The 13,075-nt window shown below is 71.7% G+C and carries 7 protein-coding genes and 1 pseudogene; 2 read left to right on the forward strand and 6 right to left on the reverse strand.

The features are described 5' to 3' along the window. Positions 1 to 166: 166 nt before the first annotated feature. Positions 167 to 2,326, reverse strand: coding sequence for an NACHT domain-containing protein (locus AB0H12_RS43240; protein ID WP_499631995.1), 2,160 nt, complete (start codon positions 2,324 to 2,326; stop codon positions 167 to 169). Positions 2,327 to 2,904: 578 nt separating this feature from the next. Between AB0H12_RS43240 and AB0H12_RS43245 the strand changes: the two genes are divergently transcribed. Further along, a complete protein-coding gene (locus AB0H12_RS43245; protein WP_499631998.1) occupies positions 2,905 to 3,810 on the forward strand; it encodes a lysyl endopeptidase in 906 nt (301 codons plus the stop codon). Between the two features lie 126 nt (positions 3,811 to 3,936). Beyond that, positions 3,937 to 4,428, forward strand: a complete 492-nt coding sequence (locus AB0H12_RS43250; protein ID WP_499632001.1) for a nucleotidyltransferase domain-containing protein — start codon at positions 3,937 to 3,939, stop codon at positions 4,426 to 4,428. A 194-nt stretch (positions 4,429 to 4,622) separates the two neighbouring features. Here the strand turns inward: AB0H12_RS43250 and AB0H12_RS43255 are convergent, their stop codons facing one another. From AB0H12_RS43255 to AB0H12_RS43275, 5 genes and pseudogenes are all read right to left on the reverse strand, one after another. Next, a complete protein-coding gene (locus AB0H12_RS43255; RefSeq protein WP_499632004.1) occupies positions 4,623 to 5,597 on the reverse strand; it encodes a hypothetical protein in 975 nt (324 codons plus the stop codon). Between the two features lie 29 nt (positions 5,598 to 5,626). Then, a complete protein-coding gene (locus AB0H12_RS43260) occupies positions 5,627 to 7,147 on the reverse strand; it encodes an OmpL47-type beta-barrel domain-containing protein (protein WP_499632007.1) in 1,521 nt (506 codons plus the stop codon). A gap of 55 nt (positions 7,148 to 7,202) precedes the next feature. Continuing rightward, positions 7,203 to 11,177 carry a ThuA domain-containing protein gene (locus AB0H12_RS43265; protein ID WP_499632010.1) on the reverse strand — a complete coding sequence of 1,325 codons (3,975 nt, stop codon included), beginning with the start codon at positions 11,175 to 11,177 and terminating at the stop codon, positions 7,203 to 7,205. Between the two features lie 32 nt (positions 11,178 to 11,209). After that, on the reverse strand, positions 11,210 to 12,259 hold the full coding sequence (locus AB0H12_RS43270) for a multicopper oxidase domain-containing protein (protein WP_499632013.1): 1,050 nt from the start codon (positions 12,257 to 12,259) through the stop codon (positions 11,210 to 11,212). A gap of 669 nt (positions 12,260 to 12,928) precedes the next feature. After that, a pseudogene (locus AB0H12_RS43275) lies at positions 12,929 to 13,075 on the reverse strand (IS630 family transposase); the annotation flags it as partial.

Here is a 13,075-nt window from a genome sequence, read left to right on the forward strand (position 1 = left end):
GGGGCGCTACGCCACAACAGGCTTTGGCGGCCGTCCGGGGTCAGGCGGTGCCGCGCGGTGGCTGCGAGGTCGTCCCACCAGGCGTGGGGCCATTCGGCGGCGGCGGCTTCGAGCACGCGATCCAGTGCGGGCCGGCGGATCCGGGTCGGCTCGGTGTGACCGCACCTCAGCCGCTCTGCGTGGACTTGGGCCTTCCGGCCGCGTGCGGAGGTGGCGGTGTCGAGACGGCCCACGGGGCGGCCGGGTGGTCGTGGCGTGCGGCGAGGTGGTTCTGCAGGCGGGCGTGGCGGAACTGGTAGACGGCGCCGACCTGGCGCAGGATCCCCAGGCGGTGGGCTTCGGCGAGGAACGCCTGCAGCCGCCACGGCAGGCGGCCCCGGGCCGCGGGCACGAGCCGTGCGCTGGTGTAGTGCGCCCACGCCGACGCGTTCAGAGCCACCACGAGGCAGAAAGCGGAACTGTTGAAGAGCGCGTAGACCACTCCGCGCAACGCCCTACCCGGGTGGAAGTCGCCGGCGAAGCCGTCACTGAAATAGCCGATGAGGGCCCACGGGACGTCGTCCGTCAGCACGGGCGCCAGGGCCGCGACGGTTCCCGCGACCAGGGCGAGGAGCCGATCCGCTCGGACGGACGAGGTCGGTGTCACCACGTCGCGGAGACCGCTGGGGTTCTTGATCCACCTCAGGAGGGCGAAGCCGGCGCCGACGACCGTCCCGCCCGCGAACCCGGCCGACGCGGCGTCGACGGAGGCGGCGAAGCTGCCCGTGCCGAAGCTGAAGGCGCAGCAGGTCGCGCCGATGACGAGGGCTGTCGCCCCGATCAACCTCAGTGCTCCGGGCAACCGGTGACGCCACTGGTGGGTGGAGAAGCCGGCACGGCTGGGGACGGCGGGTGGCACGGGAAGCCCCGCCACGAGGATCACCAGCACGAACAGCACTCCGCCGGTGCCCGCACGGCCCAGGCCGTCCTCGATCGCGTCGCCCAAGCCGCTCGTCCGCCCGGTGGCGAAGTCCCACGCCGTGACGACGCAGGCTCCCACCGCCGCGCCGCCGAAGGCGGAGAGTGCCGCCGTCAGGATGGGAGACCGGACGGGGGCGCGTCGCGCGAGCCACGCCGCGATCAGGATGACGCCGGCAGGTCCGGGCACGGCGCGCAGCAGCCACCCGACGGTGTCCTCGTGCACCAGGTCGTGGCCGCCGGGAACCAGCGCGTAGGCCTTGCCCAGCAGGAAGTCGAGCAACGCCGCGACGGACATCCACAGCACCACGCGCCGCCACGGTGAAGCAGACGTCGTCGTCCACCGGTAGAGCTGCCACCAGGCCAGGTCGTAGGTGCCCTGTCGTCGTAGTCCGGCCGCGAGGTGCGACAGGTGCTGGTGAGCCCGAGCCGGGTGCCGGCGACGCCCGGCGGTGTCCTGTCGGTGAGCGCGGGCGTAGAGGGTCGGGACGAGGGCGTCGAGCAGGTGGTGCTCGACGGAGGCGGGGGTGGGGAAGCGGCCGGTGTCGGCGAGTTCGGTGGGGTCACCGGGTGCGTCGGCGTAGACGGTCCGGGCGAGCGCCACCATGAGCGGGCTGGTGAGGGCTCGGGCGGTCGGCCCGTCCGGGTGCTGGACCAGGTGCCCGGCCAGGGTGTCCCAGTGCTCCTGGCGGGGGCCGGGCGGGGTGGCCAGGCGGAGCAGCGTGACGGCGTCGTCGGGGCGGACGGGCGAGGGTGTGACGACCGCCGCGCCGGTCAGGACACCGGCGTCGGCCACGGCGGTGGTGTAGTCGGCGGTGCGACAGGTGAGCACCACGGGGGAGTGGGGATCGAGGGTGTCGTTGAGGGCGGTGAGCACCGCGGCGCGGCCGGGTTCGGGGCGTTCGTCGAGAGCGTCGAGCACGGGCAGGACGTGGCCGTCGGCGAGCAGGTCGTCGATCGCGGTGGGCCCGAAGGTCTCCGCGTCGGCCAGTGCCGGGTAGTCGGCGGCGATCCGACGTCGCAGCCAGGCTCGCGGGCTGTCGCGGGACGGGTCGAACGACGCGAGCGAGAGCAGCACCGGTACCGGCTCGTCCGCGTCACGGTCGCGCAGCAGGGCGAGGGTGATCAGCACGGCGAAGGTGGTCATGCCCGATCCCGCGGGTCCCAGGACGACCAGGCGGCGCCGGGGCAGGCCGCGGAACGCGGAGGCCAGCTCCTGCGGCGCGTCGGCCCGGCAGGTGACCGGATCGCCGATCAGCTGCCGGTGATCGCCGACGTCGGGCAGGGAGCAGTCGGCCCACCGCACGGGCAGTGGCGCCGGGTCGAACAGCTGCCGCAGCGCCGCCTCGTCCTGCCACTGCCGGCGCACCAGTCGTGCCAGCAGCAGCGCGGCCTCCGCCCACCTGTCCGGGGGTGGACGGTCCGTGTCGTGGGTTGCGCCGCCACGCCCAGACCGTCAGCACGCCGAACAGGCCGACCACCGCCGCCACCACCGAGCCGGCGTCCGCCGCCTGCTCGGGCTCCGCCCACACCCACACCGCCACCTGACCGGCCGTCAGGACGGCGCACAGCAGCCACGTCAGGACCCACCGCCACCGCATCCCCACCTCCGCCTGCCGCCCACCTGATCCGCAGCCTGCTCGCGCGTCGGCGTCCCTTCCCCCGACACCATGAGCGTGCCCGTTGACCCCGTGTCGCCACGACCGGCCCGGCTGTCGCCCGGCCGGGTGTGCGCGGTGCGCCCGGATCAGGTGAAGGGGTTACCTCGGCAGCCGGCGTGGGGCTGGTTCCGGCTCACGTGGACGTGGCGTGACCGCGTTCCCCGGAAGGCTGATCCCCCGGGCTCGTCCGAGTGGACGTGCCAGGCCGTGCACATGGGGGTTCCACCGCCGGGTAGGACCGCAGGTGGCCGAGCACGGCTGAAATGGTTCCGAGCAGGAGTCGAAAATGGGCAACGCAATTGTGCGGCCGAGGTCGGGAGCGGGCGGTCGGTCGGCCATCTATGTCGACGGCCCCTATCCCGGCAGCGAGGAGACCGCGGTCGAGTTGGCGACCTCCGGGTTCGGCACGGTGATCCTCTGGAGCCTGCACGTCCACGAGAACGGCGACCTCTTCTACAACGAGAACCGGATCGTGTCGGACGGGGAGTACTGCGGCGACGAGACGTGGCCCACCCGGGTGAAGTCCCTGACGACCAGGAAGAACTCGAAGGTCGGTCGCGTCGAGGTCTCGATCGGCTCCTACGGCGCCGCCGACTGGGAGAACATCGAGAGCCTGGTCAACCGGCGCAGCGCCGGGGGCGGCACCGGTCCCGGCAGCATCCTGTACCGCAACTTCAAGGCCCTGCAGGAAGAGCTCGGGGTCGACGTGCTCAACAGCGACGACGAATCGTGCTACGACGTGAACTCGACCGTGGAGTTCGCCCGGATGGCGGAGGGGATCGGGTACCGGAAGTTCACCTTTGTGCCTTATGAGGAAGTGGGCTACTGGAAGGACGTCAAGACGGAACTCGGCTCCCTGGTGGACCGCGTCTACTTGCAGTGCTACGCGGGGGGCTCGGACAACGACCCCGCGGATTGGGCCGATGAGCTGGGCATGTCGGTCGATCCGGGACTGTGGTGCAAGAACGGCTCGGGGTGCGCCGACGGCGACTCGCCGGAAGCGGTCAAGCAGACGTTGGAGGACATGGGCAAGACCACGCCGATCTACGGCGGGTTCATGTGGCTCTACTCCGACATGCGACGGTGTTCGGCCCCGGGGCGGACCGTGGCGGACTACGCGGTGGCGGTCAACTCCGCGACTGGCGCCAAGGACGTGTCGACCTCCGCCGCCACCGGCCCGCCCGGACGATGAGCGACCGCGGTCGCGTGGTGCCGTGAACCTGAGCGACCGACGCTCCCGCTGTCCCCGCCGGCCGCGATCGCGGATCGGGAACCGGGCTCGGTAAAATCGCCGCTCCGGGGAGGGCGGGGGGCGACCGTGACCGGCGACGACGTGCTGGAGATCCTGGACGCGCTCCGGGAGGCCGGCGGCGACGTGTGGATCGGCGGGGGCTGGGGCGTCGACGCCCTGCTGGGCAGGCAGACCCGCCCGCACCGGGACCTTGACCTCATGCACCGCAGCGGACAGGAGCCGGCTGTCGTCGCGACCCTCGCCGAACTGGGCTTCGCCGAATCGGTCGACCGGCGTCCGGTGCGCTTCGTCGTCGTGGACGCGAAGGGGCGCGAGATCGACCTGCACCCGCTCGTCTTCGCTGCCGACGGGAGTGCCACGCAGGCTTCGCCGGAACCAGCGCGGCCGTTCGTCTACCCGGCGGCGTGCTTCGTCACCGGCACGATCCTGGACCGCGCCGTGCCGTGCCTGTCCGCCGAGCAGCAGGTCCACTTCCACCAGGGCTACGAGCCCACCGACCGGGATCGCCACGACATGGCCCGGCTCCGCGAAGCGTTCGGGATCGCCACCCACTTCTGACCCGCCGCCCGCGATCCCCGCCGCCCGCGATCCCTGCTGCCCGTACCCCGCTGCCCGTACCCGCCGGCCGGGGCGAGGGGGCCGCTGATCGACCGGCCGGGTGCCGTCGGATGCCACCTGCCGGCGGTCCGGTCCCGGCAGGGCCCGCGCGACGCAGCGTGCGGGCGACGGCGGACCGCCGGCGACACCGGAGATCAGAGGCGTGCCGGACCCTTCGCCGTCGTGGACGCGGCGGCCTGCGCACGCCGCTCACGGGCGCGCTCGTCGGCACTGCCGCGGACACCGTCGGCGGCGGTGGCGGCGGACCCGGCGGGCGCGGCGTGGTCGCCGACGATCCCGCCGCGGATGCTGTTGTTGTCCGCCACCTCGGCCACCGGGTTGTTCGCGGTCAGCCGGAGGACGCCGTTGACGATGTTGCCGTCCAGGGTCGTGCGACCACCGGTCGTGTTCGAGATGCCGACGTCCCTGGCGAAGTAGCCGCCGGAGGCGCAGGTGTCGAGGCCGCCGTTCGGGCCGAGCTGCACGCCGCCGAGGTTGCCGGCGAACGTGGCCCGGCCGCCGACGGCGGTGCCGCAGACGACGCTGCCGGTCGGGTTGTTCAGCACCGACAGCGCCCCGTCCACGAAGCTGTCGTGCAGGTCGGTGAAGTACGCCGCGGTGGTGCTGACGTCGCCGGTGACCTCGCTGCCGGTCACGCTGACCTCGCCGACGCCCGAGGTGAGGTCGCCGTCGATCGTCGAGCCCCGCTCGACGAACAGGAAGCCCTCGATCGTCGCCGAGCCCTTCGGTTCGACCACCACGCCGGCGACGTCGGTGTTGTTCAGGTAGAGCCCGAAGCCGCCGGCCGCCAGGGTGACCCCGCCGTCGACCCTGGTGTCGGTCGAGTCGAGGTAGCCGTCGGCCGCGACCTCGACCGAACCGTTGACCGCGCCGCCGGTGATCACGAGGTTCGAGCCGGCGGCCACGCGCACGTTGCCGGTGATGGTGGTGCCCGTCAACGAGCACGACTCGCCCGGCGGCACGTACAGGTCGCTGGGAACCGTGACGGCTCCGCCGCTGCCGACGCAGTACATCACCAGGTCCGCGTGCGCGTCCGGGGCGGCGCCCAGCACCGACGCGGTGACGATGGCGCTCAAGGTCGCGAGGGCGGGTGCGGTCCGTCTGGTCATCTCGGTTCTCCCTGCTGCGGTGGAAGGAACTACTCGCCGACGTCGGATCGCGAGGCCGCGCGCACGATCACGGCCTGCTCCCGAGAGGTCAGCACGCCCCTGGTCACCAGGTCGGCGGTGACCAGTTCGACGTGCCGGACGAAGGCGCCGTGATCGGGGTACTCGCCGTGCTGGTCGACGAGGTCGCTGACGGTGCAGCCGTTGCCGGTGTCGACGTTCGCCACTCGGGTGTCGTCACGTCCGATGACCACTGTCGGGCGCGTGTCGGAGTCGGGGCAGGCGTCCGCCCCCGACTCGACCACGGTGAAGGACACCGACTTCGCCGCGGCGGTGTTGCCCGCCTTGTCGGTGGCCCGGTACCGCACGGTGTGGCTGCCCGCCGTGCCGACCACGACCGCCGACGAGTACGCGGTCCACTCGCCGCTGTCGAGCGCGTACTCGACCCGTTCGACGCCCGACTGCGCGTCCGACGCGGTGATCGTCACGGTCGCGTCGTCCAAGTAGGCGCCGTCGGGGTTCTCGGCCCCGGACACCACGGCGGACGTCGTGGGCGGCTCGGTGTCGACCGGCGTGGCGACGACGGTGAAGGCCACCACGCCTTCCGGTGACGTGTTGCCCGCGTTGTCCGTCGCGCGGAAGTGGACCATGTGAGATCCGGGCGTGGTGACCTCGACCGGCGCGGTGTAGGCGGTCCACGGCCCGGCGTGCAGTCGGTACTCGCGGCTGCGTACGCCGGAGTCCGCATCGGTCGCGGTGATGGTGACGGTCGCCTTGTCGACGTAGTTGCCCCGGGCGTCCTTGGTGCCCGCGACGTCGGCGGCCACCTCCGGCGGTGTCGTGTCGGACGGCGGCTCGACCACGCGGAACGACACCGAGCCGACCTCGGAGGTGTTGCCCGCCCGGTCGGTCGCCCGGTACTGCACGGAGTGGTCGCCGACGGCGGTGATCCGGACCGGCTCGGTGTGGGGCACGAAACCCGTGTCGTCCACCTCGTGCTCGACCAGCCCCACGCCCGACCCCGCGTCCGAGGCGGTGACGGTGACCGTGGCGCTGCCGAGGTAGTTGCCGGCGGCATCGCGCGGGCCGGTGACCTCGCCGGCCGCGGTGGGAGGGGTCGTGTCCTCACCACCCCCGGTCACGGTGAACTCGCCGGACATCGTGCCGTGGCCGGGGATGGTGCAGAGGTAGCGGTACTTGCCCGGCGTGAGCGTCACCGCGGCCTCGTGCCTGCCGTTCTGCGCGTCGAACGGGTTGGCCAGGATGTTCAGCTCCACGTCGTGGTTGTAGCCGGGGGTGGAGGTGTCGAAGGTGAGGGTGTGCGGCATGCCGGTGGTGTTGCCGGTGGCCTCGCTGTTCTCGAAGACGATCTTCGTCGGGCCCGGCGCCGCGGTGGTCGGCGCGGACTTGTAGCGGGTGATGTCGTTGTCGGCGGTCCAGGTCAGCACCTGCTCGTGGGCCTGGACGGGAGCGGCCGGCAGCGCGGCGGCCGGGATGACGGCGGTCAGGGACATCAACGCTGCTGCCACCGCGGCGGTCGAACGTCGGAACATGGTGCACCTTCCCTGAGCGCGGACCTGCCGGACGCGGCTGGTGCCGGTCACGGCACTAGAGCGACCGCACTCGGATGTTGCGGAAATCGATCACGTCGGCCGCGCCGTGGTTCTGCAGGCCGAGGAAGCCCTCGGCGAACTGGCGCAGGTCCGTCGGCGGGTCGCTGGGCCGGGACGACTGCTTGCCCGGCGCGTTGTCGAACTCGTTGATCACCACGCCGTCGCGGATGACCGTGTAGTGCTGTCCCACGACCCGGACCTCGTAGTCGTTCCAGGTTCCCTTCGCGGGCACGCCGGACGGGGGCGGCCCGATCGGGTCGAAGTTGTAGACGGACCCGGTCTTCTGAGGCTCACCGGTCGCGCCGTCGTAGATCTGGACCTCGTGGCCGCAGTAGATCGCGACCCAGGCCGCCGACGTCCGCGCGGAACCCGCGGTCCCGCAACTGCCCGGCGGCCGTTGCTCCACCGGGACGCGCGGATCCGGGAACCTGGTGAGCACGCCGCTGTTGGCGTGTGCGCCTTCCGGTGACATGTCGCGGAACCGCAGCTTCACCGAGAAGTCGCCGAACTGCTCGCGCGCGTACCACAGCATGCCCAACCCGCCGGAGGAGCGCAGCGAACCGTCCGGCTTGATCGAGAACGACCCCGACGGCGCCTGCGACCAGCCGCGCAGCGACGCCGCCGTGCCGTCGAAGATCGGCTCGTACCCGGTGTTGCCCGCCGTGCCGACGTCGGAGCCCGCGGCGGCACGGGCCAGCGCGGTGTTCTCGCGGCCGGTGATCACGCCGTCGCGCTGCAACCGGTCGGCGACCGCCGTGACGTGGCGGACGAAGGCGCCGTGGTCGACCCACGGGCTCTCGTCGTCGATCAGGTCGTTGACCGTGCAGCCGCCGCCGACAGGTGCGTTGGCCACGCCCGAGTCCGAGTCGCCCAGCCACACCGTGGCCCGGTCGTCGGGGACCGCGCAGCCGACGTTCACGGTGAGCGGCACGACCTGCGTCTCGCCGTCGGCGTAGGTCACGGTGAGCTTGGCGCGGTGCTCGCCGACCCGGTCGTAGGTGTGCCTCGGGTCGGCTTCGGTGGACGACGTGCCGTCGCCGAAGTCCCAGCGGTGCGACGCGCCGCCGGACCGCGAGCCGGTGAAGGCGATGGTCAGCGGCTTGTTCTGCACCTCGACCGCGGTCGCGGACGGCGCCGGCGTCTTCGCGCCGCCCCGGTAGGTGATCCGGATCAGCTTCTGGTTCGGGTGCAGGCTGAAGAACCCGCCGCCGTAGTCGAGCAGGTAGAGCGCGCCGTCCCGGCCGAACTTCGCGTCCATCCAGCTCTGCAGCCGGTCGTTGCCGAGGCCGCCCGGGATGATCGCGCGCAGGCTCTCGGCGAAGGCCGGGGGAGCGGCGGTCGGCACACCGGCCGGGTCGACGGTCACCGCGACCCGGTTGGCCGAGTTGGACTGGTCGCCGATGAACCACTTGTCGTCCCAGTACTCCGGCCACGCGACACCGCTGCCGGTGTCGACCAGTTCCCGGTGGTAGGTCGGGCCGGTCATGACGGCCTGTCCGCCGCCGCGCAGGTACGGCTGCGTGTAGGTGGCGTCCACGGCGTTGTAGGTGGGGATGCCGCTGCCGTCCGGCCGGTCCGGGAACACCGGGCCGCCGCCGCCCGGCGCGTACCAGATCATGTTCTTCTTGACCGGCGGCAGGTCGACCAGACCGGTGTTGCGCGGCGAGTGGTTCTTCGGCGCGTCGCAGTCGTACCACCCGGTCAGGACGGTCGCGTCGGCAGTGCTGCGGTCGCGGTACGGCTGGTTGTCGCCCATGCAGTAGGGCCAGCCGTGGTTGCCCGCCTCGGTGATGATCGTCGCGGTCTCGTACTTGGCCGGGCCCAGCTCCGGGCTCGGTTGGAGCGCGTCCGGACCGACCCAGGCGGCGGTCAGCCACTGGGTGACGGGGTCGATCTGCAGGCGCGAGATGTTGCGCACGCCCATCACGTAGATCTCCGGGCGCGTCTTCTCGGTTCCCGGCGGGAACAGGTTGCCCGGCGGGATCGTGTACGTGCCGTCCGGCTCGGGGTGGATCCGGATGATCTTGCCGTTGAGGTCGGCGGTGTTGCCCGCGGTGCGGCGGGCGTCCTGGAAGGACAGTCCCTGCCACTCGGCGGCCCAGTTGTTGCCGGAGTAGCCCTGCGAGCCCAGGGAGGAGTTGCTGTCGCCCGAGCCGACGTACAGGTTGCCTGCGGCGTCGAACGCCATGCCGCCGCCCGCGTGGCAGCAGCTGTGCTGCTGGACCTCCCACTGGAGCAGGTCCTTGCGGGTGGCGAGGTCGATCGTCTGCGCGGCGCGGTCGTAGGTGAGGCGCGAGATCGTCCGCTTGCCCGTTCGCTTCTCCCGGTCGACGGTGTCGTGCGGCATCCAGTAGACGTAGAGCCGGCCGTTCTCGGCGAACTCCGGATCGGGCACGATGCCCAGCAGCCCTTCCTCGTTCTTGACCAGCTCCGTCCCGCTGCCGCGGTTGCCCATCACCGGCAGCGTCGCCAGCAGCTTCACCTGCTTGGTGTCCGGCTTGAACTGGTGGATCGTGCCGCAGCCCAGGCCGACCTCCGGGTCGGTCCACGCGACGACGGGGCCGGTGGGGCAGGCGGCCTTGCCGACGTAGAACACCGTGCCGTCCGGGGCGACGGTGAGGCCGTGCGGCTCGCCGATCTGGTCGAGCTGACCGGTCTGGTTGGCCGCGGTCAGCCGTTCGACCTGGTAGTTGGACGCGATGGTGGCCTGGCAGTCGCCGCGGACCAGGCCGGTCGTCCACTTGAGGGCGCCGGTCAGGTGGCTGCGGAGGGCCTGCTCGCCGTAGCCGTCCTCGGTGTGGCCCATGCCGGTGTAGAAGGACCGACCGCCCTCGTGGTCACGGCACCAGGACACCGGGTGGAACGGGCCGTTGGCGCCCGGGCCCGGGTCGTGGTGCCGCTCCTCGACCTGGGCGACCGTGTGCACGGTGCCGACCGGGTTGGGCTCCCAGTTGTACCAGCGGTCCGATCGGGTGATGGTGAGCGGCAGGCCCTCGTTCGCCGGGTGCTGCCGGTCGACGAGGTTCACCACGGACCGGTGCACGTGGGGGTCCGGCACGGGTGTCGGGTCGCCGGAGAACAGGCGCAGCTCGGCAAGCTGGGTGATCGGCTCGCCCCCGTTGGCCGTGATGTCCAGGCGGTAGTGCTGGAACGACCGCGGTTCGGCGATGGTGAACGTGCGGCTCTGGAAGCGTTCCGCGAAGGTCTGGCCGGTTCGGCGGTCCAGGTCGGTCCAGGTCGTGCCGTCCGCCGAGCCCTTCAGCGTCCAGTCCTTCGGGTCACGGCCGGGTGCGTCGTTGGCCGAGGTGAGCGTGTAGCGGTTCACCGCGGCGGCGGCCGGCAGCCGGTAGGCCGCCCACGCCGTCGTGCTCCGGACCAGCCACTTGGTCTCCGGCTTGCCGTCGGTCAGCATCTCCTTGGTCTCGTTCGGCGTGTTCTCGCCGCTCGCCGTCACCGCGCTCGCCGTCTCGGGGGTGGCGGTGGTGCCGACCGGGCGAGCGCCGATGAGGCCGGTGAACCAGGACGACTCGGGTTGTGCCTTAGCGGCGTCGGCCACCCCGAGGAACCCGCCGCCGCCCTTCACGTAGTCGCGCAGCACCGCTTCCTGGTCACGGCTGAGCGTCGCGCCCGAGGCGGACAGGAACACGACGGCGCGGTACCGGGCGAGGTTGTCGGCGGTGAACGCGGCCGGGTCCGACGACTCGTCGACGGCGATGCCGTTGGCCGCGCCGATGTCCCGGAACGCCTGGGTGGCGCGCACGACCGGGTCCTGCTGCTCAGCGGCGGGGCCGTGGAAGACCAGGACCGACACCGGCGTGGCGGCGGCGGTCGGCGCCTGCCGCGGCACGTCCGGCGCAGCCGTCGCGGAGGTGAGTGATCCGCCGAGCAGGACCACCGCCGCGGTCGCCGCCGACAGCGCCTTCCTCCCTGTTCTCCCGCGGTGTCCGCCCGGAGAGGTCCTTGGCCCCATCCCTCACTCCTTCGTCGTCGTCGGCCACGAGGTCATCGCGTCGGCGAGTGCTGGTGCTGCCCTTCGGCCGGGGCTTGCGCGGTTGTCGCGCCGTGGCTGTGCCCGCGGAACCGGTCGATTGCCTCCTGCGCGCCGGGCGGCATGCTGCCGTCGGCGTTGCGCACGAGGAAGATCCCGGACATCCCGGTTTCCGAGTGGTTCTGCACGTGGCAGTGGTACATCCACGCGCCGGGGCCGACGCCGTCGCCGGCCAGCACCTGGAACCCGAACGAGCTGCCGGGGTTGAGGTCCTTGTTGTCGATCACCTGGCTCGGGTCGGACGCCCCTTCGAGCATCCCGGTGCGGTTGTCGGCCCACCGGTGCGCGTGCAGGTGGAACGTGTGGAACTGGGTGCCGTGCCCGATCGCGATCCACTCCACCCGTTGGCCGAGGTCGGCCTCGAAGATCGGCGTGTGCGGCGCCACGAGGTTGTTGACGGTCATCTCGTTGAACACGACGGTGAACTGCTTGTCCGGCAGGATGTCCCCTCGACGGCGCACGACCAGCGCGCCGTACAGCCCGCGCGCGATGCCCAGGGAACCGTGGTCGGTGCCCATGGCGTGGTCGTGGTAGTGCCAGTAGCCCGCGTTGCCGGGCATCAGGCGCCTACCCGCGGTGGCGACCATCTCCCGCGACCGCCAGGTGTAGGTCCGCGTCTCGCCGGGGTTGTTGAAGGAGGCGTTGAGCGGGCTGCCGTCGGACTCGACGCCGTAGTCCACGCCGTGGGGGTGGATGGACATCCGCCGGTCGGTGTTGTTGACCAGGGTGACCTCCAGCGTGTCACCCTCGTAGATCTCCAGGACCGGACCGGGAACGGTCGCCCGACCGGGCGCCAGGCCGTAGCCGTACAGGTTGTCGGGCAAGGCCTCCGCGTACAGGGTGACCTTCTCGACCACGCCCGCCTGCGCGCCGGCGGCACGTCGGGTCGCCACCGGGCCGAGCGTCAGGGCGGCCGGCACGGCGAGCCCCGCCGTGCCGGTCGCCAGCACGGCCCGCCGGGACACGAGCCTGGTGAACCAGCCGGGTTGGGCGTGCTCGTCCATCGTTCTCCATCCAGGTCGACGGAATCTGTCCGGAAAGGGCGACGCCGGTGCCGGAAAAGGCGTGGGACAATGAGGGCACGGGCGGTTCGGGAATGGACGGAACGCCCATTCCCCGCAGCGAATCAGCCGTCCGGGGCGCGCTTGCGCGGACGGCGTCGGAGGTCGTGGTTGTCCGGTGTGCGGTCGAGCGAAGTTCGGCAGTCTTTCGCAACAACCATCTGCAACTTATGCATGGTTCCAACGAAAGTGAAGGGCCAACCGGGCTAACGGACCGGACAATCCGTGTCATAGTGTGGGACGCCGGTGTCCCGTTCACTCGGTTGGTCCACCGGGCGTCGTGCGCGCCTGCTCGGCAAGTTCGCCGCGGACAACACGCGGGACCGATGGTCGTCCGAATTCGCTTCCTGGTCCGTCCCGCTTGCCGACGATCTGCGGACGTGCGTTTTCGTCGATGATCGTGGGCTGCGGTCGGACGTGGACGGGATGACGGTTTCCGCCGTCGTGCGCGGCGATTCGCACCGGTGACAGGCGGGCGTCGGAGTCGTCGCGTGGTGAACAGGGTGGTGCCGCGGACCGGGTCCACTCCCGTCCGCCCGGTCTCGGTGAACCCGAGCTTCGCTGTCGATCAGCCCGCACTAGTGCGTTGACCACATAGGTTCGCCGGGTTGGTCAGGCTGCTCGTGGTCGGCCCCAGCGTCGGTGGCGTTCGCTGCGGATGCGTGCTCGTTCTCGGCGTTGGGCGTCGAGGATGTCGGGGTGGCGGGCGTTGGCGTTGCGCCAGCGCAGGTGTTCTTGGAGCCGTCTGGCCAGAACGGT

Source organism: Actinosynnema sp. NPDC023794, from assembly GCF_040639675.1.
Classification (GTDB): Bacteria; Actinomycetota; Actinomycetes; order Mycobacteriales; family Pseudonocardiaceae; genus Actinosynnema; species Actinosynnema luteola.

Bases quoted from the DNA above. Each gene is read 5' to 3' on its own strand.
- AB0H12_RS43270 (WP_499632013.1), bottom strand. From the start codon at position 12,259: ATGGACGAGCACGCCCAACCCGGCTGGTTCACCAGGCTCGTGTCCCGG.
- AB0H12_RS43265 (WP_499632010.1), bottom strand. From the start codon at position 11,177: ATGGGGCCAAGGACCTCTCCGGGCGGACACCGCGGGAGAACAGGGAGG.
- AB0H12_RS43245 (WP_499631998.1), top strand. From the start codon at position 2,905: ATGGGCAACGCAATTGTGCGGCCGAGGTCGGGAGCGGGCGGTCGGTCG.
- AB0H12_RS43255 (WP_499632004.1), bottom strand. From the start codon at position 5,597: ATGACCAGACGGACCGCACCCGCCCTCGCGACCTTGAGCGCCATCGTC.
- AB0H12_RS43260 (WP_499632007.1), bottom strand. From the start codon at position 7,147: ATGTTCCGACGTTCGACCGCCGCGGTGGCAGCAGCGTTGATGTCCCTG.